Here is a 23,686-nt window from a genome sequence, read left to right as displayed (position 1 = left end):
ATGGGGTCAGGCACCAGAGGAATGGGGTCAGGCACCATTCCGCTGGTGCCTGACCCCATTCCTCAACCACCGAATTGCCCTTGCCTATTGTTGCCCGGTGGCGGCAACAGGGACGCTTCGGAGACGCCGCCCATGGATTCGATCGTTGACCCCTTGTCCACTCTCTCGCCCGCGCTGCGTCACATCCTGGTGGCGTTCCTTCTCGGCGTCGCCGCGCCGTCGGCCTTCTGTTGAGACCCGCACGCGCCTGCAGGCGGAGTCCTGTCTCATTCGCGCCCGCGCCCGCGCCCGCGCCACTGCCGCACGCCCGTCTTCACGCGGAAAGGGGCTGGTGCGTGGCACCGTCGCCGTAACCCTCCTTGCGCGTGCTGCGGTACGTCGCCGCCGTCTGCGGCTTGACGAACAGCGCGATCACCTGCGGGTGAGTCCCGCGCACCTTCTTCTCGACGGCAATGACCGTCTCCTCGATCCGCGGCGCCGTCAGCTCATCGGAGAACTCGAGGCTGAGCGCAGCGACCACCTGTTGCGGCGCAAGGTGTACGGTGAACACGCCGTTGGCGCCCTGGACACCGCTTTCGCCTGCAGCAATCGCAAGGATCGAGCGCGCAAGCTCCGCATCGGCGCGCTCTCCGATCAGCAGGCTCGCGCTCTCGCGCAGCAGCACGAGCGCCGTGCCCGCCAATAGCAGCGCGATGCCGACCGATGCTGCGCCGTCGAGCACCGGAAGGCCGAAGTGGCTCGCCGCGAAGGTGCCGGCGGCCGCAATGACGATGCCGGCAATCGCCGCGGTGTCTTCGAGCAGGACGATGAAACCCGGCGGATCCTTGCTGCCGCGCACCGCCTCGTAAAAGCCTGCGTCGCCCTTGGTTTCGACGAAATGGCGCAGCGCGATCGTCCACGAGGTGCTCTCGAACACGAAAGCCAGCGCGAGCACCACGTAGCCGGCCGTCACGTGGTCGATCGGACGAGGATGCCGGATGTGGTCGATGCCTTCGACGAGGGAAAAGCCGGCGCCGAGCCCGAACACCATCAGCGCGACGACGAAGCTCCAGAAATACAGCTCTCGGCCGTGGCCGAGAGGATGCTCGTTGTCCGGGGGCTGCGCGGCGCGGCGCATCCCCCATGCGAGCAGCGCCTCGTTCAGCGTGTCGACGGCCGAATGCACCGCTTCGCTGGCCAGTGCTGCGCTTCCGGTCCACACGGCAGCGGCGGTTTTGGTCACGGCAACGGCGATGTTTCCTGCAAGGGCGACATAGACGACGAGCGTTACGTTCGTGCGCATCGCCGTCAGCTCAGGGCACGCTTGCCGAAGACGCTTCGCAGGACGCTCTGGGCCGCCCAGTATCCGCACATCCCGTGCACGCCGCCGCCGGGCGGCGTCGAAGCCGAGCACAGGAAGATCTTCGGGTGGGGCGTCGCATACGGGTCGCGGCTCATCGTCGGCCGGAAGAAAAGCTGGGAGAGGCGGGCGCTGCCGCCGTTGATGTCGCCGCCGATGAGGTTCGGGTTCAGCCGCTCCAGGTCGGCGGCGGTGCGCACCGAGCGGGCGAGCACGGTCTCGTGGAACCCCGGCGCCGCTTTCTCGATCTGCCGTTCGATCGCTGCGGCACGGCTCTCATTGCTGCCGAGGGGTACGTGGCAGTACGCCCATGCCGTGTGCATTCCGTCGGGCGCGCGCGATGTGTCGAACAACGTCGGCTGCACGAGGATCACGAAAGGTCTCTTCGGTCGTTTGCCGGCTGCCACCGCGGCCTCGGCGGTGGCGATATCCTCGAGCGTTCCCCCAAGGTGCACCGTCGCCGCGCGCGCGCAGCCGCGATCCAGCCACGGGATCGGTGCGCGAAGAGCCCAGTCGACTTTGCAGACGCCCGGGCCGTATCGAAAGCGCAGCAGGCGGCGTCGATACGCCGACGGCAACGCTCCTTCGGTGATCGCCAGGAGCTGGCGCGGCGTGACGTCGAAGACGTAGGCGCGTGCCGGCGGCAAATCCGCGAGCGTACGGATCGAGCGGCCGAGCATCACCGATCCGCCGCGCTCGCGAAGCTCGGCGATGAGCGCATTGCAAACGCTGCGCGACCCTCCGCGCGGGATCGGCCATCCCACGACGTGCGCCGCGAGCGCCAGCACCAGCGCGATCGCCGAAGTCGCGAGCGAGTCCAGCGGCTGCATCGAGTGCGCGGCCATACCGGCGAACAGCGCACGCATCGCGGTGCCGCGAAAATGCGCATCCGCCAGGCCGCGGGCCGATCGAAGCGCCAGCAGCCCGAATTCGGCGACCAGCGACGGCGAGGCCGGGCGGCGAAGCGGTCCGAGCGCGGTGTCCATCAACTCGTCGAAGCGCGCAATGAAAGGCTCGGCAATCCGCAGCCACTCGGCACCGTCGTTGCCGAGCCGCATCGCCGTGTCCTGCAGCGAACGCTCGAGCGCGAAGGCCTGGCCGTCGCGGCCGACGTGCACCAGCGGACAGTCGGGCTGGATCCACGTAAGACCGTGGCGCGCAAGATCGAGGGAGCGCAGGAAGGGAGACGCGAGCGCGAGCGGATGGACTGCCGAGCACACGTCGTGGTGGAAGCCGCGCAGCGTGATCTCCTCGGTGCGCAGCCCACCTCCCGGTTGCTGGGCCGCTTCGAGAACGGCGGTTTCGATGCCGGCGCGGCCGAGCGCGATGGCCGCGCTCAGCCCGTTCGGTCCCGCACCGATGATGACGACATCCGCTGCTGCCACCGGTCACACCGCTGGCCGCGGAGCCACACCACGGACGCCGGGATCGCTCCCGCGCCTGCTCGTGCGGGGACGCCGCGGCACAAACTCGATGCTGTCACCGGATCGGACCGGGACCGAGAGGGAATGCTCGACGCGAGGCCCAACTGCGGGTGCGTTTGCCCCGCGAACGGAGCAGCGACTGCACCTCGACGGCAGTCGGCGCGCCTGAAGGAGTCGCTGGTCCGCCGTCCTGCGGACCAGCCGCTAGTGCTCCAATCTTGTGACGAGGTCCGGCGGCAGCAGCGGGCAGGCGTCGCTGCGCCGGCCGAACCAGCGGTAGCGATTCGACGCGACCGTATCGTAGAGACGGTCGGCCATGCTGCGCGGCACGACGCGAGCGACCGTCGCGACGATCCACCACAGTCCTGACAGCGAGTCGAGGATCTCGATCACCGCAAGGCTGCGAACCATCACGCGACCCCCGCGAAGGAGAACGATGCTGTCGGGAGCGCGCATCCGCTCGCTTTGCGGGACCCTGGCGATCCACGTTTCGCCACCGATCGGCGCGATGCGGAAACTGGCAGGTTCAGTGTCTTCGGCGAGCAGGAAACGCACGCAGCCGTGGCAGAGCGCGCAGCTTCCATCGTAGAAGACCGTGTCCTTGCCGGCTTCCTTCTTTTTCGGAACCCACGCGGGCTGGAACACGAGCAGGTGAAGGAACCACGCCCCGCTGGCGCTTCCCTTGCCGATCGCCGCGAGCGCGACTCCGAGCGTGAGCGAGAGCGTCCAGCCGAGCAGCGCCGTCTTGGGGAAAAGGACCAGCGTCGCAACGAAGACAAAGGCCCAGGCCAGCACATCCTGGTGGTCCATCGACGCGTGGACCGATGCGACGATGCGGGCGGCGAAGAAGGTGGCCACGCAGCCGATCGGATACCACGCAGGCATATGCCAGCCGCTGCGGGGATCGCGGCGCCCGGCGGCCGCAAGGCTTCCGTACGGTGCCTTCGGAAGAAGAATGTGCGCCGACAGCCACAGTGCGACGTACTGCACCGCCGCGCCGCCGAGGCAGTCCACGCCGAAGGAAATCAGCGTGGCCAGCAGCGCTGCGATCGTGCGATGGAGCGGACCGAGCCCGATTGCGACTGCGCCCGCGAAAACGGCCAGGACGAGGGAGAACGTGTCGAAGCCTGGAGTGCGCAGGCCGGTCCAGAGGAGCGCGACCGCCAGGGACCCGCACGCAACGCCGCGCACCAGGCTGTACTGACCTCCTGTCCAGGCCTTCGTCAGCGGCACGCGCGCGATGCTATGCGGGAACGACCGTGAGGTACAGGTCGGGCGCGTTTCTGCGCCGTCCTGTGCCATCTTGCTCCAGCTTGCGCCCGTCAGCGGAACGCAGGCAGCACCTTCTGGGCGAACAGCGCAGCCGGCTCGCGCACGTCGCGGCCGAACATCTCCATGACGAAGTGCGTGCAGCCCTTGCCCACGTAGCCCTGGATTTTTTCGATCACGACATCGGGGCAGCCCCAGATCCCGTGCTCGCGAAGACCGGCGCCCATGTGGCCGCCGTACACTTTTTCGGCCTTGCCGACGGCGACTTCGGCTTCTTCCTGCGTCGGCAGAACGACGACGAGACACTGCTGGGAGATCTCGATTTCCTCGAAGCTCCGCCCTTCGCTCTCGCAGTGCACGCGCAGGGCGTCGATCTTGCGGGCCAAGTCTTTCTGATTGACCGCCAGGTTGTTCCAGATGTCGGCGTGGCGCGCCGCCAGTCGAAGCAGCACTTTCTCGCCGCCTCCGCCGATGAGAATGCGCGGCCGCTCGTCGGGGCGCGGCTCGCAGACGACGTCCTCGATGCGATAGACGGCGCCGCGGTAAGTCGGCTGCTCCTCGGTCCACATGCGGCGAAGGATCGTGCAGGTGTCGTCGAGGGCGGCAAGGCGCGTTCGCACGTCGGGGAAATCGCAACCGTAACCTTCGAATTCCGAGGCGAACCAGCCTGAGCCGAGGCCTGCAATCGCGCGCCCGCTGCCGGCGATCGCATCGATGGTCGCGATCTGCTTGGCGAGCACGGCGGGGTTACGAAAAAACGGCGGCGTCACCAGCGCGCCGAGCGAGACCTTCGACGTGACTGCCGCGACGGCCGCGAGCAGGCTGTACGCCTCGAGGATCGGGATGTTCGGCATCGGCACGCCGTAAAGGTGGTCGCAGACCCACGCGCTGTCATAGCCCGCCGAATCGATCTCGGAGGCCGCGGCCCTGGCATCCGACCAGGAGCGCTTGATCTGGGGCAGCGTGACTCCGAAGCGGACCTTCTTCGCGTTCGTCATGTCGATTCTCCGTCTGCGGCAATGCTCCACGCATGCCGCTGTCAATGTCGAAGGCGGCCTTTCCTTCCCGGGGTGTCCGGGGCGTCCGGGGTGTCCCGTGTGTCCCGTGCGGAGCGGCCGGGGCTACCTACGTCCGGATTTCGACTAGCTCAAGGGAATCTGATTGTTAGTCCTTCCGCATGAGCGAAGACCGCCAGTCCGCCGGCGCGGCGGCTGCCACGCAGCCGCTCGAGCGTGCACGCGCGCTCGTCCTCGCGCACGGCACAGCGGCCAACTCCTACCAGATCCTCAATCCGGGCATTGCGTACTGGTTCTCGCGCGACGGCGATGCGGTTGCCGGGTTCGTCGAGTTCGGCCGCTTCCGCATCGTCGCGGGCGCGCCGACGTGCGCGCCGCAACGGCTGGCCGCCGTGCTCGACGAGTTCGAGCGTGACGCACGAAGCTCGGGACTGCGCGTCTGCTACTTCGGCGGCGAAGCGGCGCTCGCCTCTGCGCTCGGTTCCTCCTCGCGGCACGCACTGCTGAGCCTCGGCGCGCAGCCGGTGTGGAATCCGTCACACTGGGCCGACTGCGTCGGGACCCACGCCTCGCTGCGCGCCCAGCTCCGCCGCGCGCGCAACAAAGCCGTGCTCGTGCGCGAAGTCCCGACGGATGTGCCCGTCGACGTTGCGCCGCTGCAGCGCTGCCTCGACGAATGGGTCGCGACGCGAGCCGCGCCGCCTATGCATTTTCTCGTCGAGCCCCAGACCCTCGGGCGACTGTTCGACCGCCGCCTGTTTATCGCCGAGCGCTACGGCGATATCGTCGGATTTCTCGTCGCCTCTCCGGTTCCGGGGCGTCAGGGCTGGCTGATCGAGCAGGTGATCCGCGGACGCGGATCGGTCAACGGCACCGCCGAGTTGCTGATCGACGCGGCAATCCGCGAGCTCGCCCGCGACGGCAGCCGCTTCGTCACTCTCGGCCTGTCGCCGCTGTCGCCGCGTGCGCAGGCAGAGCCCGGCAAGCCGCCGCCGTGGCTCCGGTTGCTGCTCGGATGGCTGCGCGCCCACGGCAGGCGCTTCTACAATTTCGAAGGGCTCGACGCGTTCAAGGCAAAACTGCGCCCCGAATCGTGGGAGCCGGTCTATGCCGTGGCCGACCGTCCGTACTTCTCGCCGCAGGTGCTGCATGCCATCGCCGGCGCCTTCACCGACGGCGCACCGGTTGCCGCGACGCTGCGGGCGCTCGGCTGGGCCGTCGCGCAGGAAGCCAGGACGCTGGCGTCGCGACTGCGGATCGCAGGCCCTTCGCGGCCGCAAACGAGTCCAGCGAGCTCGAAGACGGACCGGTCGTCTACAGCGTGAAGTAGAACGACGCTCCCCGATCCGGCATCGACTCCACCCACACTCTTCCGCCGTGCCGCTTGACGATGCGGTCGACGATCGCAAGACCGAGCCCGGTTCCTTCGTAAGTCTCCGCCGACAGCAGCCGCTCGAACACGCCGAACAGCCTGGAGGCCTGGCTCATCTCGAAGCCGATGCCGTTGTCCGTCACGCTCCAGACTTTCTCGCCGCCGACGTGGCGGCAGTCGATCTCGATCAGCGCCGGACTGCGGCCACGGCTGAACTTGGCCGCGTTGCCGATCAGGTTGACGAACACCTGCCGCAGCAGCGCGGGGTCGGCCTCGCATTCGGGAAGATCGCCGATGCGGATCTCCAGCTCGCCGGTTGCGGCGCCGATGCCGAGCTCCTCGAGCGCTTCGTCGACGATCGGACGGGCGGCGATGCGCCCGATCTCGGTCGGGCGCCGCCCGAGTCGCGACAGCGCGAGCAGTCCGTCGATCAGTCCGTCCATCCTTCGGGCGGACGCCTCGATCCGTTCGAGCGCGAGCTTTCCCGTTTCATCGAAATGGCCCGGCTGCTCGACGAGCAGGATCTGCGCGTACCCATTGATCGCCCGCAGCGGGGCGCGCAAGTCGTGCGAGACGGAATACGAGAACGCCTCGAGGTCGCGGTTGGCCGCCTCGAGCTGGGAAGTGCGGTCGGCGACGCGGCGCTCGAGCTCGCTGTTGAGGCGCTGGATCTCGCCGCGGGCGCGGCTTCGCTCGGTGACGTCCTGCGTCGTCCCGATCAGGCGCAGGCGCCGGCGCCCACCGCTGTCGGAGTCGTCCGTCGCATCCTCGACGATCTCGCCGCGCGCGTGCACGACACGCTCGCTGCCGTCGGGACGGACGATGCGGTGCTCGTTCGAATAGACGGTGCGCGTGCGGATCGCCCTGCTCAGCGCGGCGAGGAGGCCGGTCTTGTCGTCCGGGTGCACGAACTCCATCGACAGCCCGGGCGTGACCGGAGTGGAAGGGTCCAGCCCGAAAATGCGCAGGCATTCTTCCGAGCAGCGGAGCACGTTCGAATCCAGGTCCTCGAGCGAGCCGTTAAGCTCGAATTCCCAGCTTCCGACGTGCGCGATGCGCTGCGATGCGATCAGGTGCGCTTCGCTGCGTTGCAGTTCGCGAAGCGCCGCGTTGCGCTCGGTGACGTCGAGGAACGTCGTCAGGTGGCGGTGCGGCAGGAAATTCGAGACCGACCTCAGCTCGAGATCGCGAAGCTGCCCGTCGGCACGCCACACCTGCACTTCGGCGATCAGCGTCCCTTCTTCGAGCAGCTTCTCGCTGAGCGGCCGCGATTCGGCGACGTCGCCGATGTGCTCCCAGTAGCGCGAGCCGACGATATCCTGGACGCGGCGACCGAAGATGCGACATCCCGATGGATTGATGTCGAGCACGCGGCCCGAGTCGTCCGTCAGCATCACACCGTCGGCGATCTGCTCGAACACTGCGCGGAACTGTTCTTCGTTGGTGCGCCGTTCGAGATCGGCGCGCTGGATCTCGTCGATCAGGCGGCGCGGCTCTTCGGCCTCGATGCGGCGGCGCTCGGCCAGCAGCAACGCGTCGGTTTCGTCGCGAAACGCGATCGCGACGAACTCGATGTTGCCTTCGCGATCGCGCAGCGGGAACCCGCGCGCCGTCAGCGCGACCCGGCGACGCCCGTCGAGGATCGCAAGCTTCGAGCGCTCGTACCAGAAGCTCGGCGTCGTGATCGTCTCGCCCGAGAACGCGCGGCGAAGCCAGAACAGCACTCCGCTGGGGCCGAGCACTTCGTCGTCCGAAAGCTCGAGCGCAGGGTTGGGCTCGGAGCCGAACAGTTCGCAGTACGCAGGATTGACGCGGACGCAGTGGCCGTCGGGGCTGTACAGGGCAAGGGGAGCTGGCGTGTTCTCGATGAGGCTCGTCAGCACGCCGGCGGGGTCGGAATGAGCGTCCAGGCGCTCCCGGAACTCGTCGATGCGGCGTTCGACCATCGAAAGCCTCCTGCGTGCCGGGTTTTTCGCCGGCACGCTCTGCGCGCCGCAATTCGCCGGCACGACTGGCCTCGCAGTTCTCTTCCGCCTCACCCTGCGTCGGCGCATGCCGACGCCATCCTCATGGGACGCACCATACGACTGTGCGCGACGTTGGGGAAGGGATACGGCGTATCCAGACAGGGACTGAGCGCACCCACAGAGGGTGCGCGTCCACGCGGTATTGGTCACGCCCCTTGGACACCGTGCCCGCATGGGCTATGGGCGGCGATTCCGTGATGAATGTTTTTGCCGGAAATCCCCTCGACCGCGCCCAGAGCCAGCGTCTCGACGACGCTTGGCTGGCAGCCGGCCTCGAGGACCCGGGCAGCCGCTTCCTGCCGCTTTGGAAGCTGGAAGTACTCGTCAAGAAAGACGGATCGGGCCTTGCGTGGGCCAAGCGGGGGCTGCTCTCCCGGGCCGGCGAACAGGTGCGCCCGATCCTGCTCGGGATCCGCGACGGCGTCGCGCACTACGCGGTCGACGTCTCGGCGCTTGCCGAGCCCGCCCGCGAGCTCGGCCTCCTCGAGGTCGCCCACTTCATCGACGTGCGCGCGGTAGCCGGCCAGCTTGCCTCCGCCGACAGCGCCATCGTCGCCCAGGCGCGTTCGCTGGTCGATTGGCACGCCACCCATCCGTTCTGCGCCCGCTGCGGCGCCGCGACCACGGTCGCCCAAGGGGGTGCGATGCGTGTGTGCGACCGCTGCCGCGCCGAACATTTTCCGCGCGTCAATCCCGTCGTCATCATGCTCGTCGTCCGTGGCGACCATTGCCTCCTTGGCCGCCAGGCAGCATGGCCGCGCGGAATGTACTCGACGCTGGCCGGTTTCGTCGAGACCGGCGAGACCATTGAGGAGGCGGTGCGCCGCGAGGTACGCGAGGAGTCGGGCATCGAGGTCGGCAGCGTGCGCTATCACTCGTCGCAGCCGTGGCCTTTTCCTTCGTCGCTGATGATCGGCTGCGTCGCCGAGGCGACCAGCGAGGACGTGCGCATCGATTCACACGAGATCGAGGACGCGCGCTGGTTCTCGCGCGCGACGATCGAGCGCGTCTGTCGCGGAGAAAGCGACGAATCGGGATTGATGCTGCCTCCAGTGCTCGCGATCGGGCGCCGCCTCTGCGACGACTGGGCGGGACTGACCGAGTGAGCCGGCGTCCCGCCGATGTCGCCGAGGCCGTCGAAGCTGCAAAAACAGCCGCCGCGGTGGCCGAGAAGGCGGGCGCATTGCTGCTCGGGTATTTTCGCAGCGACTCGCTGGCTGCCGAGCTCAAGCACGACTATTCGATCGTCACCGAGGCGGATGTCGCTGCCGACCACCTGATCGCAGCCGAGCTCGGGCGCAGCTTTCCGGGCGACGCGATTCTCAGCGAAGAGCTGGCGCCCACGTCGGGCTCCAGTGCGCGCTGCACGTGGATCGTCGACCCGCTCGACGGCACGACCAACTTCGCGCTCGGCGTCCAGCACTGGGGCGTCTCGATCGCGCGCTGCGACGCGAACGGTCCGGACGTGGGCGTGCTGTTCTTTCCGGCGCTCGGCGAGCTTTACGTCGCGGCGCGCGGAGCAGGCGCGCGGATGAACGGCGCGGCCATCCACGTACGCGCGCCGGCGGTGCCGCGCCAGGTCGGCATGATCGCCTGCTGCGCGCGCACGCCTCGCCTGTTCCACGTCAACCTGCCGATGAAGGTGCGCGTGTTCGGCTCGGCTGCGTACACGCTGGCGTGCGTCGCCCGCGGCAGCGCCGCGATCGGCATGGAGACACGACCGAAGATCTGGGACCTCGCGGCCGGCTGGTGCCTGGTCGTCGAAGCGGGCGGTGTCATCGAGACCCTCGATTCGAGCAGGCCATTCCCGCCTGCTGCCGGGCGTGCCTACGGAGATCTCAGCTTCCCGGTGCGCGCCGCCGCGACAGAAGCGCTGCTGAACCTGGCCCGCGAGCACATCGAGCCGCGCTGAAATAACATCGCTGTAATGGGGTCAGGCACCAGAGGAATGGGGTCAGGCATCAGAGGAATGGTGCCTGACCCCATTCGCGGTGCTAGCGGAACTTGATTCCGCAGCCGAGGGCCTTGGTTTCGGCCACGGCCACGGGCTTTCCGCCTGCGACCGAGTCGAGCGCGTCCTTCAGATAGTGCGACTTCACCGCGCCGGCGTCGGCGGAGTTGTCGTCGATGGCGCCGTGGTAGGCGAGCTTGCCGGACGCATCGAACAGGAACACCTCCGGCGTCTTGGTCGCGCCGAAAGCCTTGGCGACGCCCGAAGTGGAATCCACGGCATACGCGAAGCCGTAGCTCTTGCCGGTCGCGTGCTGCTTCATCTGGTCGATGCCGTCCTCGGGAATCGCGCTCGAGTCGTTCGAGTTGATCGCGATGACGCCGATGCCCTTCTTCGAATACTCGTTGCCGAGCGCGACGATGCGGTCTTCCCAGGCCTTGGCGTAGGGGCAGTGGTTGCAGGTGAATACGACGAGAGTTCCCTTGCTGCCGTGGACGTCGGCGATCGTCGTCTCGTGGCCGTCGTAGTTGGTCAGCTTGGCGTCTTTCATCGGGATCGGATCGCCGGTCGCGACGGCCCACGCAAGAGCCGGGCTCAGCAGGGCGGACAGGGCGAGTGAAACGAGAAGGGCGGTTTTCTTGCTCATGGTCTCTCCTTGGGGATCATGTCACGTGGCCCGCGCCAGCAGCGGCGTGACCTCGTGACATGTCACGGGGGATCATGTCACGTGGCCCCCGCCAGCAGCGGCGTGACCTCGTGCTCGAGGGATTCATAGGTAATCGGGCCGAGGAACGAGTGGATGCGTTTGCCGGCGGCGTCGTAGACGAAAGTCGCGGGCAGCGCGCCGGTCCACTGCGAATCGAGGGCGTTGATGAACGCTTCGTCGCCTTCGTTCTTGATGTAGGTCGGGAAATCGACGCCCTGGGAGGTGAGGAACTCCTTGGCGGGCGCCGTGTCGGAGGCGAAGTCCCCGGAGACGAGCAGCAGCCGTACGCCCTTGTCCTTGTAGGCGCGGTAAAAACGCAGGAGGTCGGGGAATTCCTCGCGGCACGGCGTGCACCAGGTGGCCCAGAGGTTGACGAGGACGACCTTCGCGCCGGTGCCGTGCACGGTCCCGAGAAGCTGCGCGGAAGTTGCGGGCTGCAAATCGGCCGCTGCACTGTCCGCGACGGCGGGCGCTACCCGTGAGAGGACGAGCACAACGGCCAGTGCACTTGCGAGTGCACCGCCTCCGACGAGCCGGTTCAGGGTCGCTCGGGACATGGGCTCCGGTAAGCCCCGGTCGCCGCGCGAGTGCAAGCTGCCGTTTCGCCGGCGATCGTCGTTGCCGCGCTTTGCACCAGCATCGTGCAGCTCCGGTCCGAGCACAGGTCGAAGATCCGCATCGTGCCGGTGACGGCATCGTAGAGCGGTGTTCCACCGTGCAAGGACTGCGAGACCGGCAGCGGCCGCCACCGTTGACTGGTCACACTTCGCCCGCGATGGTAGACCTCGGCCGTCTCACAACTGCGTCTGGACGCCAGCAGCGCACAGGGCGCACAGGGCGCACCGGGCGCACCGGGAAGGACACGTGACGATCAGACTCCCTCGCGAATATTCTCTGTCGGCGCCGAGCTTGACCGGTTCGCAGTCGCCCCGCGCCGCGCCGTTGCTCCTGCGCGCGGGGTTGGTCCTCGCCGCTGTCGTGCTGAGCATGGCCGGCTGTTCGGGGCGTCGTCCAACGGAGCCGGCAGCCGTCAACCGGGATGCGATGGCCGTCGGAAGCTTCAACTGCAAGACGCCGTATTTTTTCACCCGGGATTGCTCGATGTACACGGGTGCATCGAAGACCATCAAGATCGACGATACGGCTGTCGAGATCGCTGGTTCCGGGGACGGGAAGGTCGTGCTCGTGATGGACGCGAAGCTCGCGGGGGCAATTCCGTCGAGTGCGGTCAGCCTGTCGCTTCTCAAGCCGCCGGCCAGCGAAACATACAAGGATACCAGCCTTGCCAGGATTCTTCGCAGGCTGTCGCGAGGGGGCATCGCGGCCAGCCGCATTCGCCCGGTTACGCGCGACGGGCAGGTCTACGGTTTCGTTCTCGAGATGAATGGCGACGGATACGCGGAGTTGAATTCCGGCGGGTGGGGGTTCATCTGGATGCCCGGCTCGACGCGTTGAGACGCGCCGTGCCCGGTTGCAGGCCGGAAAGACGACCTGCCGGCGGACCGCCAATTACCGCCGCAAGCTCCCTTGCCAGCTCGAAGCTGCGTCTTCGCGTGGCCTCGAAATCGGTCCAGTCCCATCCGACCGCGCGCGCTGGAGCCAGGGTCTTCGGGTTCTCGAACGCGTAGCGGTGCGGGTCGCGTCCGACGGAGGCGCGCAGCGACGCGAAGAAGCGGTCGGCCTCGTCCGCAGCCTGCGTTGCTCCGGGCGAACCGATGGAGCGAGCGCTTGCGGCAAGCCGCGCAATCGTTGCGAGGTAGCGAGCGTCGTCGACGCCTTCGCGCGCGAGCTCCCACTGGATGGTCGGAACGGGCTTGCCGTCGCGCCCGAGGAAGCCGTCACGAACGTCGAGAGGTCCCTCGGCGCGCGATGCATCCATGTTGGCCGGGAATCGTTTCTGAATCATCGGGTAGGTCCACGCCATCATGCCGTCGAGGCCCGTGGCCCACGGATAGTACCCGAAGAAGAAACGGCTGAACGACGTGCCGTTGCCGGTCAGCGTCGCGTTGTTGTACATCGCCGCGTGGGCACCGGCCTTCCTGGCCTTGTCGAAGACTCCCGGCGTGAATCGTTTGTACGCGACCAGCCAGTAATCGAGATTGCCGGCGCCGACGGAGGCCGTCTCGGGCGTGCACGTCATCGCCGTGGTTGCGCCTGCTTCCTTCATCGCGGCGAGAAGCTCGCGGGCGATGCGCTGGCGAAGATCGGGAGGATCGTGGCGGTCGAGGCCGAGCGCGTAGTTCGGCTCTTCGACGGGATCCAGGATCAGGCCGGGCAGCCCGAGCTCGCGCGCACGCGCGGTGTAGGTCGTCGCGATGTCGCGTGCCATCGGCACGGCCGTGACCGAATGGTAGTGACGATAGTTCGCGGTGCGGCCGAGCTTGTTCGTAAACAGCAGGTTGACCGGCGCGAACAAAAGGGGCTGCGGAAATCCGTCGCGCCGGAACATCTCCATTGCCATCTCGAGATCGGGCAGCACGAGCCTGCCGCGCTCGCGGCGCGAGGCGCGGCCCGACCACAGGCTGAGCGTCGTCATGCCGTGATCGCGGATGTCGCGGAAGATGAGGTCGGCTCGCCTGGCGATTTCTCCGCCGCGCTCGAGGCCGGACCGCGAGAAGTTGCGAAGCACCGGCAGGCTGAGCGGTCCGAGCAGGATGGGAGCCTCGTCCAGCGCGAGCCCGAGCACATCCACGTCGATCGGAACCTCGACTGTCGATGAGTCCGCCGTGACGGAAACGGTGCCGCGGTAGAGGCCGGCAGGCTGCGCGTCGGGAACGTGCACGGTCAGCCAGAAGGGCCTCGTGCTGCCGGAGGGCGCGGCGATGGAAACCGCGGGTTCGAGGGTCTTCGGGACTACGCCGAAGCGGTTGTGGACCTTGATCGACAGCGCAAGCGAGTAGAAACGCTCCATGCGGACGTCGATGGCAGCCGCCGGCAGCACGTCTCCCGCGTCGTCGTGGAGATCGGAGGGCGAGGCGGTGAGGGCGTTGATGCTCCTCAGCGCGTGCACGCCGAGCTGCAGGGCCTCGCGCTGGTTCCACGCGGCCTGGGCGTGAAGTGCAGCGGGAGTCTCACCGGTGTCGGGCGGATCGCCGGCGTTGATGCGCAGAAGCGTCGAGCGCGTGAAGACCGAGAAGCCGCGCGATTTCTCCTCGGGCGTGACCGGCGCCGGGTTTGTCGCCGCATCGGGCTCGATCCAGCGATTGCGCCGATCGGCGCTTTTCTGCACGCGGCGCCAGGCCATCCTGGCGAGATTTCGCGGGCCGACGTCGACGACCACCGCGGCGGCGGCAGCGAGTGCGACGGCCAGGATGGCGATGAGGATGCGGCGGGGGCGCAGCAGTGGGCCCGAAAGCATGAGGATCGGGCTTTTCTAGCCCGTGAGGTACGTCAGAACCAGTGGGAAACAAGGCCTTTCTCGCGGCGGCCCCGGTCGGCTGCCCGGCGTCGTGATCTCCGCAGCCGAACCTGATAGGGGTCTTCGTTCGGGCTCGCGCAAACGCAGGCCCGGGGAAGCACAAGGCAGCGCCATGACCATCGCGATCGACAAGGCCTGGAACCCGCGCGCCCGCCTTCTGGCCGAGGATCTGCAGAGCCGCATCCTCGTGCTCGACGGCGCAATGGGCACGATGATCCAGAGCTACGGGCTGGAAGAGAAGGATTTTCGCGGCGAGCGCTTCGCCTCGTGGCCGAAAGACCTGCAGGGCAACAACGACCTCGTCACGCTGGTGCGCCCGGACATCATCCGCGCCATCCACGAGGCGTACTTCGAGGCCGGCGCCGACATCGTCGAGACGAACACGTTCAACTCGACCGCGGTGTCCCAGGCGGATTACGGCGCAGAGTCGCTGGTGGTCGAGCTCAATCGCCGCGGCGCGGAAGTCGCGCGCGAGGCGGCCGCCGCTGTCGAAGCCAAGCATCCGGGGCGCCGCTGCTACGTGGCCGGCGGCATCGGCCCGACCAACCGCACCGCGTCGATCTCGCCCGACGTCGGCGACTCCTCGCTGCGCAACATCACGTTCGAAGAGCTCGTCGTCACGTACCGGGAAGCGGCCGGCGCGCTGATCGACGGCGGCGTCGACCTGCTGCTCGTCGAGACCGTCTTCGACACGCTCAACGCAAAGGCGGCGATTTTCGCGATCGAGGAGACGTTCGAGGCGCGCGGCGTACGCGTGCCGGTGGTGATCTCGGGCACCATTACCGATGCGAGCGGCCGCACGCTGTCGGGGCAGACTCCGACGGCGTTCTGGTACTCGGTGCGGCACGCACGGCCGATCGCCGTCGGGCTCAACTGCGCGCTCGGCGCCAAAGAGCTCCGCGCCCACATAGAGGAGCTTTCGTCGGTTGCCGACTCATTGATCAGCGCCTACCCGAACGCCGGGCTGCCCAACCAGTTCGGCGGCTATGACGACACGCCCGAGCAGATGGCCGTGCAGATCCGCGAGTGGGCCGAATCGGGCTTCCTCAACATCGTCGGCGGCTGCTGCGGCACGACGCCGGCGCACATCGAGGCGATCGCCGATGCCGTGCGCGGTCTGCCCCCGCGCAGGATCCCGCAGCTCGAGACACGCTGCCGCCTTTCGGGTCTGCTTCCGCTCGAGATCGGGCCCGACTCGCTGTTCGTCAACCTCGGCGAGCGAACCAACGTGACCGGCAGCAAGCGCTTTTCCGATCTCGTCCTCGCGGGCGACTACGAGACCGCGATCGAGGTCGCGCGCCAGCAGGTCGAAGCCGGCGCGCAGATGATCGACGTCAACATGGACGAGGGCCTGCTCGATTCCGAGAAGGCCATGACGAAGTTCCTCAACATGGTCGCCTGCGAGCCCGCCGTGGCGAGCGTGCCGATCGTCGTCGACTCCTCGAAGTGGAGCGTCATCGAGGCCGGGCTGCGCTGCGTCCAGGGCAAGGGCGTCGTCAACTCGATCAGCCTGAAGGAAGGCGAAGAGTCCTTCCTCGAGCACGCGCGCAAGGTGCGGCGCTACGGCGCCGCCGTCATCGTCATGGCCTTCGACGAGCAGGGCCAGGCCGACACGGCCGAGCGCAAGGTGGCCATATGCACGCGTGCGTATCGCCTGCTGACCGGGAAGGCCGGTTTTGCGCCCGAGGACATCATCTTCGATCCGAACATCTTTGCCGTAGCTACCGGCATCGAGGAGCACGCGAACTACGCGATCGCCTACTTCGACGCCGTGCGCGCGATCCGGCGCGAGCTGCCGAATGCGATGGTCAGCGGCGGCGTCAGCAACGTGTCGTTCTCGTTTCGCGGCAACAACCCGGTGCGCGAGGCGATCCACTCGGCGTTTCTGTTTCACGCGATCCGCGCAGGCATGACGATGGGCATCGTCAATGCCGGCGCGCTGCCGGTCTACGAGAACATCGACCCCGTGCTGCGCGACCTGGTCGAGGACGTGCTGCTCAACCGCCGCAGCGACTCGACCGAGCGCCTGACCGAATTCGCCGAGGGTTACCGCGGCACCGCCGGCGCCAAGGGCCAGGATCTTTCGTGGCGCGAGGCTCCGGTCGGCAAGCGCCTCGAGCACGCTCTCGTCCAGGGCATCGCAGACTTCGTCGTCGCCGATACCGAGGAAGCGCGTCTGGCGGCGAGTCATCCCCTCGAAGTGATCGAGGGCCCGCTGATGACCGGCATGAACGTCGTCGGCGACCTGTTCGGCGCAGGAAAGATGTTCCTGCCCCAGGTGGTCAAGAGCGCGCGCGTCATGAAGAAGGCCGTCGCCCACCTCGTGCCGTACCTCGAGGCGCTCAAGGCCGACGGCGCAGCGTCGTCGAAAGGGCGCGTCGTGATGGCCACCGTCAAGGGCGACGTGCACGACATCGGCAAGAACATCGTCGGCGTCGTCCTTCAGTGCAACAACTTCGAAGTCTTCGACCTCGGGGTGATGGTGTCGTGCGAGCGCATCCTCGCGGCTGCGCGCGAGCACGACTGCGACCTCATCGGGCTTTCGGGCCTGATCACGCCGTCCCTGGAAGAGATGAGCCACGTGGCACGCGAGATGGAGCGCCAGGGCTTCTCGCTGCCGCTCCTGATCGGCGGCGCGACCACTTCCAGGGTGCACACGGCGGTAAAGATCGAGCCGCACTACAGCGGCCCGGTGCTGCACGTGCTCGATGCCTCGCGCGGCGTCGGCGTGGCGACCGCGCTGACGAGCCCTGCGCTGCGCGAGCCGCTGGTCGTCCAGACTCGCCGCGAGTATGCGGAGCTTCGCGAGCGCCACGGCGCGCGCCAGCAGGCGGTGCGCAACGTGACGCTGGCCAAGGCGCGTGCCAACGCGCAGAAGACCGACTGGCAGACTTACGCTGTGCCGCGGCCGAAACACCCGGGCCTCACGGTGCTGGGCGACGTGCCCCTTGCTTCGCTGGTCGCCTACATCGACTGGACGCCGTTCTTCCAGACCTGGGAGCTGTCGGGCCGCTATCCGAAGATCCTCGAGGATCCGGTCGTCGGCGAGGCGGCGAGAAACCTGTGGGCAGATGCGCGCCGCATGCTCGACTGGCTGGTCAAAGGCGGGCGCCTGCGCGCTCGTGCCGTCGTCGGGCTGTGGCCGGCGGCCCGCGATGGCGATGATGTGACGATTTTCACCGACGAGACGCGAACCGAGGCGAGGGCGACGGCGCACTTCCTGCGCCAGCAGATTGCCAAGCCACCGGGCAGGCCGAACCTGTGCCTTGCCGACCTCGTCGCGCCGGCGGACAGCGGCGCCCGGGACTGGATCGGCGGGTTTGCGGTGACCGCGGGGCTGGGCCTGGATCCGATCGTCGCCGAGTTCGAGAAGGCGCACGACGATTACTCGGCCATCCTCTGCAAGGCACTGGCCGATCGCCTGGCCGAAGCCCTTGCCGAATTCGCGCACGAGAAAGTGCGACGGGAATTGTGGGGCTATGCGCCGGAGGAGGCGCTCGACAACGACGCGCGCATCGCCGAGCGCTATCGCGGCATCCGTCCGGCTCCCGGCTATCCGGCCTGCCCCGACCATGCGGGCAAGCCGGGCCTGTTCGAGCTGCTCGACGCCGGCGCGAACGCCGAAATGACGCTCACCGAATCGTACGCGATGCTTCCGACCGCGGCAGTGAGCGGTTACTACTTTTCGCACCCGGATTCCGCCTATTTCGGAGTCGGCCGCATCGATCGAGACCAGGTTGCCGATTACGCCGCTCGCTGCGGAGTCGGCATCGCCGCGATCGAGCGGCGTCTTGCTTCCAACCTGGCCTACGACAGCCGCGACGATCCGGATCCTCCGAAGGATCGCGGCGACCGCGCGAACGAGGCGCGCGCCGGGGCCGCATCGTGATCTGCGCAGGCGCGTCGCTTGCCGCCGCGCTTCGGCGCCACTCCACTTTGTCCGCGACGCGGGCGCGGCAGCGATGAACGCAGCCGCGCGCAAGAAAACGGCGGCCTCCTCGCGAGCGCGTGTTCGCGCAAGCTCCGGCCTCGAAGGCGGCGCACCGACACGCTTCTTCCACGGGCTTACTCCCGAGCGGATCCTGGCCGCGGTCGAAACCGAGGGAATCCTCTGCACGGGCCGCTGCCTTGCGCTCAACAGCCTCGAAAATCGCGTCTACGACGTCGAGATCGAGCTCGACGATGCGCCGGCTTCTCCGAGCGACCGCTTCCGCGTCGTCAAGTTCTACAGGCCGGGACGCTGGAGCCGCGAGCAGGTGCTCGAAGAGCATTCGTTCCTGCTCGACCTCGTCTCACGCGAGATCCCGGTCGTCGCGCCGCTGGAGCTGGCCGGCGGGCGCACGCTCGGGGAAATCGAGGATCTCGGAATTCTCTACGCCGTGTTCCCGCGCGCGCAGGGTCGCCTTCGCGACGAGATCGACGAAGACGAAGCGTTCCAGCTCGGCCGTCTCGTCGCGCGCGTGCATGCCGCCGGCGCCGCGCGGGCCGCTTCTTCCCGACTGCGCCTCGACGTCGACACGTACGGCCGTGCCAACCTCGCACTGCTGCTGGAGACCGGCGTGATCCCCGCGACGTACCGTGACCGTTATCGCAGTCTCGTCGACGACGTCTGCGACCGCGCCGAGCCCTGGCTTGCGCAGACGGATTACCAGTGCATCCACGGCGACTGTCACCTCGGCAACGTCCTGTGGGGCCGCGACGGTGCGATGCTCGTCGACTTCGACGACATGCTCGTCGGCCCCTGTGTCCAGGACGTATGGCTGCTGGCGGCGGGCCGCGACGCATGGGCGCGCAAACGGCGCACCGCAATCGTCGAAGGCTATGAAGAGATGCGCGACTTCGACCGTCTGTCGCTTCGCCTGGTCGAGCCGCTGAGGGTGCTGCGGCTCGTGCACTTCTGCGCATGGATCGCCAGGCGCTGGGAGGACGCTGCCTTTCCGCGCACATTCCCGGATTTCGGCAGCGACCGGTTCTGGGTAGGTCAGATCGAAGCCATCCAGGAGGCAGCGGCCTGCGAGGATCCTTTCGAGGAGGATTACGACCGATGACGATCGCTTTCGCGCGCACTGTCGCGGTGGCCTGCCTCGCGCTGGCGGTTTCGGCATCGCCGTCGTTCGCCCAGGCGGCATCGCCGTCGTTCCCTCAGGGTGAGGCCGCTCCGGGCGGCGCGCCCCAGGGCGCGACCCCTTCGCACGACTGCTCGCGCTGGCCTGCCTCGACGTACGACGACGCCAGCGGCACCTGCGTCTGTCCCCAGGGAATGTGGTGGAACCTGCGCGGCGACGCGTGTCTACCGCGCGAGCATGCGGCCGGCGAGTTCTGCACGACCGTGTGGCCGGGCTCCCAGCCTTTCTTCTTCGGTGCCGGCGGCTATCGCTGCATCTGCGCGCCGCCGACAGTCTGGGACTCGCAGGCAACTGCCTGCCGCCAGCCGATCACGACGGGAAGCGACGAGGACTGCCAGAGGCAGTGGCCCGGAACCATGCCGGTGCTCTCGCCGTCGGGAGCCGACTCCGAATGTCGTTGCCCCGGAGGCCGTCGCTGGGACGAAGTGTCGCGAGGCTGCGTTCCCGGTGCGCCGGTCGTCGCGTCTCGCGGCTACTTCGCCGAGGGATATCCGACAGCGGCGCCCGGCGGGCCTGGAGGCCAGCCGCAGGCCGCGATGCCGGGCGCGGTCGGTCAGGCACCGGGCGTGGCTGGTCAGGCAACCGGCGTGCCGGATCAACCGCCGGGCGGTTACCCTGGCGGAGCAACGCTGCCCCGTGGCGGCGGCCCTGCGTCGCCACCGCCACCCGCCGCTGCCGCGGGCCAGGCACCGCCGCCGAGTCCGGAGTGCGAATCGTTGCTCGCCGAGATTCGCGGCAGAGCCGCAGCCGGCCAGACCGACCAGGCCGATGCGCTCGGAATGCGCGCGGCCGTGGCCGGCTGCGACCCCGCTGCGATCTCCGACGCGTCTCGAACCAAACCTGCGCAGCGCTGACGCGCCGTAGACACGGCGCGCTGACGGTGTCGCGGCCGGGACCGCGGGACTCTCTACGCCCGCATAGCTCGATCCGCCCGGCACCAAGGAAAGCGGATGGACGGGGACATCGTAGTGGGGTATTAGAAAAGTATGAAAATTCATACCAAATCGAGCATCACCCTGCCGCCGGATGAGCTTCGGCTGGTGAAAGCGTTGCAGGCCACCCTGGGCGCCAAAAGCAAAGTGGAAGTGGTACGCCGCGGCCTGAGACTTCTGAAGGAAGCGAGCGACCGCGAAAGCCTGCGTGAACAGTTCCGGCGCGCTTCTGCGGCGACGCGCAAGTCGCTGTCTGCCGAAATCGATGAGCTCGATCACCTCGCCTCCGAAGGCCTGGGAAACGAGTGATCACGAGTGAAGGATAGCGAGTGAAGATCGAGCGCGGCACTCTCTATCTCGCCGACCTCACTCCGCGCCGCGGCACGGAGCCGGGCAGGACGCGTCCGGTTCTGGTGATCCAGAACGATCTCCTGAATGAAGTCGGCCACCCCTCCACGTGGATCCTGCCGTGCACGACGCAATTGGCAGGCGACAATCTCCTTCGCGTAAGTCTGCCGCGCGGAATCGCGGGAAATCGAGAGAACTGCGAAGTGATGATCGATCAATCGAGGGCGATCGACAATCGGCGTCTCGTGCGGCCCCTGCGTCCGCTTCCGCCGCCGATCCTTGCCGAGGTCGAAGAAAAGCTGAGGCTCGTCGCGGGCCTCTAAAGCCGCGCGCGAAAGCACACAGCAGCGCGACTATCCATGCCCAGCGGAAACTGAAACAATCCCGCCCGCGGGCCGCGATGCTCTTCCGACTCCTGCCGATCGTCCTGCCGAGACTTCTGCCGATTCTCCTGGCCTGCTCCTGCGCGAGCGCGTCGGCCGAGCCGCAACCGCCGGCGGCGAGCCCGCCCGCCGCCAGTGTGATCACGGCCACGGCCGAATCGGTCTACAAGTCCGCTCACCCGAAGCTCCTGCAGATTCGCACGCTCGTCGAAGGCACGGGCAAACAATCGTCGATCGGTTCCGGATTCCTCGTGACGGCGGACGGACTGGCGGTCACCAACTACCACGTCGTTTCCCAGCAGGCGCTGGAACCTCAGACCTACCGCATGGAGTACGCGGCGCCGGACGGCACGCTCGGCACGATCCGGCTGCTCGCGATCGACGTGGTCAACGACCTCGCGGTCGTGCAGCTCGAGAAAGGCGGCTGGCCTTTCTTCGAGTTCGACTCGCGTGCCCTCGCGGGCGAATTGCCGAAGGGCGAGCGCATCTACTCGATGGGCAACCCGCTCGACCTCGGCTTCACGATCGTCGAAGGCAACTACAACGGGCTGGTCGAGCGCAGCTACAACGAGCGCGTCCATTTCACGGGCTCTCTCAACCCGGGCATGAGCGGCGGTCCCGCGGTCACGGCCGACGGTCGCATCGTCGGCATCAACGTGGCCAAGCAGATCGGCGGGGAGCAGGTCAGCTTCCTCGTTCCGGCCAAGTTCGCGGCCGCGCTGGTCGAGCGCGCGCGCAAGGACAGCCCGCTCGACTTCGCGAATACGCGCAAGGAGATCGGACGCCAGCTCGGCCAGTGGCAGGCCGGGCTCTACCAGGCCATCGACGACGAGGGCCTGCGCCGGATCACGCTCGGCCCCTACCAGACTTCCGAAAGTGCGGCGCCGTGGTTCACGTGCTGGTCGAGCACCAACGCCGACAGGATTCCCAAGCCTCGGGCGCTCACCAACGCGACGTCCTGCGACATGCAGACGTCGCTCTTCATCTCCAGCGAACTTTCGACCGGCGGGATCACGCTCCACAACGTCTACGCGCACACCTCCGAGCTCAACGCGTTCCAGTTCTCGCACTTCCTGTCGAGCTACCTCACGTCGGCGTGGGCCAATACCGGATCGGGCTCGAGGCGCCACACGAGCGAGCGCTGCCATGAGGACTTTCTCCGCGCCGGCGACGCAGCCGGCCATCCCGTCGTGCGCGCGGTCTGGTGCGCTCGCGCCTACCGGGATTTCGACGATCTCTACGACGTCTCCGCCGTCGCGATCACGCAGGATCGGGACAACGAGGCACTTCTCACCCACCTCGACATGAGGGGCGTCTCTTACGAGAACGCGATGACCACGGCCAGGCGCTACATGGGAGCGATCCAGTGGGCGAAGTGATCTGGGTCGAGATCCTGTCGCGTAGTCGCGACGTTCTGTCGCGCCAGCGTGTCGCACTGGGCACGAGTGGTTCGGCAAAGATCGGTCGCGGCTACGACTGCGACGTTCTCGTCGACGATCCTTACGTCGCGCCCGCGCACGTCCGCATCGCCCGCGACGAGGCAGGGCGACTGTTCGCCGAGGATCTCGGCAGCGTCAACGGATTGTTCCTCGACCAGGACACGACCCGGCGCGCACGCATCGATCTCGACGGGCACACTCCCATCCGCCTCGGCCGCACGCTCGTGCGCATCCGCGATGCGTCCGCCGCGGTGGCGCCCGAGCGCGAACAGCCACTGGCCGACCGCACGTGGCACGCGGTCCTGGCCCTCAGTGCGGCGCTGATCCTGCTGACGCTGCTCGACACGTGGCTCGCGGACACCAGCGAACCCAAGACATCCACGTATGCGTTCTCGCTCTTCAGCATGGGCGCGTTCGTCGGGAGCTGGACGGCGCTCTGGGCCGTGCAGGCGCGTATTTTCGGCGGCAACGCGCACTTCGAGCGACACCTCGGCGCGGCAACGACGGGATTTCTCGTGCTGCTGGTGGGCAGTGCCGTCCTCAAGTGCGCGGCGTACTCGTTCTCGCTCACGAGCCTCGCCGTCGTCCAGTCGTTCGGGTTCTGGGTCTGGCTTGCCGTGCTCGGGTTTGTCCATTTGCGCGAGATCGGGCCTCAGCATCTCGTTCGCAAAGGCGTCGTCGTCGCCGTGCTGGGCGCGCTCGGCATCGGCGGACAGGTGCTCGCGAAATCGGAAGCAGCCGGCTTTTTCGGGTCGCAACTGGCAGTGACCGCCCTCGAGCCCCCGTGGATGCGTGTGGCGACGCCGCAGACCGAAACCCGGTTTTTCGCTGACGTGGAGAGCCTGAAACCGGCGCTCGACCGCGCGCGCACCGAGGAGCCGCCGTCAGGCGGCCTGCGCGACGCTTTCAATATGGAAGATTGAAGTCAGGCTTCCG

The 23,686-nt window shown here is 67.7% G+C and carries 19 protein-coding genes; 11 read left to right on the top strand and 8 right to left on the bottom strand.

Annotated elements, in window-relative coordinates; genetic code table 11:
• Positions 1 to 313 precede the first annotated feature (313 nt).
• The 4 genes from VGK20_07310 to VGK20_07295 all read right to left on the bottom strand — a co-directional run bounded on the left by VGK20_07310 (position 314) and on the right by VGK20_07295 (position 5,030).
• Positions 314 to 1,282, bottom strand: a complete 969-nt coding sequence (locus VGK20_07310; protein ID HEY2773845.1) for a cation diffusion facilitator family transporter — start codon at positions 1,280 to 1,282, stop codon at positions 314 to 316.
• Between the two features lie 5 nt (positions 1,283 to 1,287).
• Positions 1,288 to 2,724 carry an NAD(P)/FAD-dependent oxidoreductase gene (locus tag VGK20_07305; protein ID HEY2773844.1) on the bottom strand — a complete coding sequence of 479 codons (1,437 nt, stop codon included), beginning with the start codon at positions 2,722 to 2,724 and terminating at the stop codon, positions 1,288 to 1,290.
• A gap of 243 nt (positions 2,725 to 2,967) precedes the next feature.
• Positions 2,968 to 3,996 (bottom strand): DCC1-like thiol-disulfide oxidoreductase family protein, encoded by a 1,029-nt coding sequence (locus tag VGK20_07300; protein HEY2773843.1) that lies wholly within the window; start codon positions 3,994 to 3,996, stop codon positions 2,968 to 2,970.
• Positions 3,997 to 4,085: 89 nt separating this feature from the next.
• Complete coding sequence (locus tag VGK20_07295) at positions 4,086 to 5,030, bottom strand: LLM class flavin-dependent oxidoreductase (GenBank protein HEY2773842.1); 945 nt, start codon at positions 5,028 to 5,030, stop codon at positions 4,086 to 4,088.
• Positions 5,031 to 5,209: 179 nt separating this feature from the next.
• Here VGK20_07295 and VGK20_07290 point away from each other — a divergent pair, with 179 nt between their 5' ends.
• The gene (locus VGK20_07290) at positions 5,210 to 6,373 is read left to right on the top strand and encodes a DUF2156 domain-containing protein (protein HEY2773841.1); all 1,164 of its coding nucleotides are present in this window, start codon (positions 5,210 to 5,212) and stop codon (positions 6,371 to 6,373) included.
• On the opposite strand, the gene VGK20_07285 is transcribed toward VGK20_07290, so the two are convergent.
• The gene (locus VGK20_07285) at positions 6,363 to 8,366 is read right to left on the bottom strand and encodes a PAS domain S-box protein (GenBank protein ID HEY2773840.1); all 2,004 of its coding nucleotides are present in this window, start codon (positions 8,364 to 8,366) and stop codon (positions 6,363 to 6,365) included. The genes VGK20_07290 and VGK20_07285 overlap by 11 nt on opposite strands.
• A gap of 278 nt (positions 8,367 to 8,644) precedes the next feature.
• Between VGK20_07285 and nudC the strand changes: the two genes are divergently transcribed.
• Entirely contained in the window at positions 8,645 to 9,553 is a 909-nt protein-coding gene (gene nudC, locus VGK20_07280) for an NAD(+) diphosphatase (GenBank protein ID HEY2773839.1), read from the top strand.
• A complete protein-coding gene (locus VGK20_07275) occupies positions 9,550 to 10,359 on the top strand; it encodes an inositol monophosphatase family protein (GenBank protein ID HEY2773838.1) in 810 nt (269 codons plus the stop codon). Before nudC ends, VGK20_07275 begins: the two co-directional genes overlap by 4 nt.
• An 82-nt stretch (positions 10,360 to 10,441) precedes the next feature.
• On the opposite strand, the gene VGK20_07270 is transcribed toward VGK20_07275, so the two are convergent.
• Together VGK20_07270 and VGK20_07265 are read right to left on the bottom strand one after the other, a co-directional pair.
• A complete protein-coding gene (locus VGK20_07270; protein HEY2773837.1) occupies positions 10,442 to 11,044 on the bottom strand; it encodes a thioredoxin family protein in 603 nt (200 codons plus the stop codon).
• 77 nt (positions 11,045 to 11,121) lie between these two features.
• On the bottom strand, positions 11,122 to 11,661 hold the full coding sequence (locus VGK20_07265) for a TlpA disulfide reductase family protein (GenBank protein HEY2773836.1): 540 nt from the start codon (positions 11,659 to 11,661) through the stop codon (positions 11,122 to 11,124).
• Between the two features lie 430 nt (positions 11,662 to 12,091).
• Between VGK20_07265 and VGK20_07260 the strand changes: the two genes are divergently transcribed.
• Complete coding sequence (locus VGK20_07260; protein HEY2773835.1) at positions 12,092 to 12,559, top strand: hypothetical protein; 468 nt, start codon at positions 12,092 to 12,094, stop codon at positions 12,557 to 12,559.
• Here the strand turns inward: VGK20_07260 and VGK20_07255 are convergent.
• On the bottom strand, positions 12,531 to 14,462 hold the full coding sequence (locus VGK20_07255; protein HEY2773834.1) for a glycoside hydrolase domain-containing protein: 1,932 nt from the start codon (positions 14,460 to 14,462) through the stop codon (positions 12,531 to 12,533). The genes VGK20_07260 and VGK20_07255 overlap by 29 nt on opposite strands.
• Positions 14,463 to 14,634: 172 nt before the next feature.
• On the opposite strand from VGK20_07255, the gene metH reads away from it, so the two are divergent.
• The 7 genes from metH to VGK20_07220 all read left to right on the top strand — a co-directional run bounded on the left by metH (position 14,635) and on the right by VGK20_07220 (position 23,673).
• Entirely contained in the window at positions 14,635 to 18,411 is a 3,777-nt protein-coding gene (metH, locus tag VGK20_07250; protein ID HEY2773833.1) for a methionine synthase, read from the top strand.
• Positions 18,412 to 18,484: 73 nt separating this feature from the next.
• Positions 18,485 to 19,570 (top strand): serine/threonine protein kinase, encoded by a 1,086-nt coding sequence (locus VGK20_07245; GenBank protein HEY2773832.1) that lies wholly within the window; start codon positions 18,485 to 18,487, stop codon positions 19,568 to 19,570.
• Positions 19,567 to 20,502, top strand: coding sequence for a hypothetical protein (locus VGK20_07240; protein ID HEY2773831.1), 936 nt, complete (start codon positions 19,567 to 19,569; stop codon positions 20,500 to 20,502). Before VGK20_07245 ends, VGK20_07240 begins: the two co-directional genes overlap by 4 nt.
• A gap of 132 nt (positions 20,503 to 20,634) precedes the next feature.
• Positions 20,635 to 20,889: a hypothetical protein gene (locus VGK20_07235; GenBank protein ID HEY2773830.1), complete on the top strand. Its 255-nt coding sequence runs from the start codon at positions 20,635 to 20,637 to the stop codon at positions 20,887 to 20,889.
• Between the two features lie 20 nt (positions 20,890 to 20,909).
• A complete protein-coding gene (locus VGK20_07230) occupies positions 20,910 to 21,251 on the top strand; it encodes a type II toxin-antitoxin system PemK/MazF family toxin (protein HEY2773829.1) in 342 nt (113 codons plus the stop codon).
• A 77-nt stretch (positions 21,252 to 21,328) separates the two neighbouring features.
• Positions 21,329 to 22,690, top strand: coding sequence for a serine protease (locus tag VGK20_07225; GenBank protein HEY2773828.1), 1,362 nt, complete (start codon positions 21,329 to 21,331; stop codon positions 22,688 to 22,690).
• The gene (locus tag VGK20_07220; protein ID HEY2773827.1) at positions 22,678 to 23,673 is read left to right on the top strand and encodes an FHA domain-containing protein; all 996 of its coding nucleotides are present in this window, start codon (positions 22,678 to 22,680) and stop codon (positions 23,671 to 23,673) included. Before VGK20_07225 ends, VGK20_07220 begins: the two co-directional genes overlap by 13 nt.
• Positions 23,674 to 23,686: the final 13 nt, after the last annotated feature.

The sequence above is a fragment of the Candidatus Binatia bacterium genome (genome assembly GCA_036493895.1).
Lineage (GTDB): Bacteria > Desulfobacterota > Binatia > UBA1149 > CAITLU01 > DATNBU01.
The sequence above is the reverse complement of the archived record's forward strand: the minus strand, read 5'-3'. Positions and strand labels throughout refer to the sequence as shown.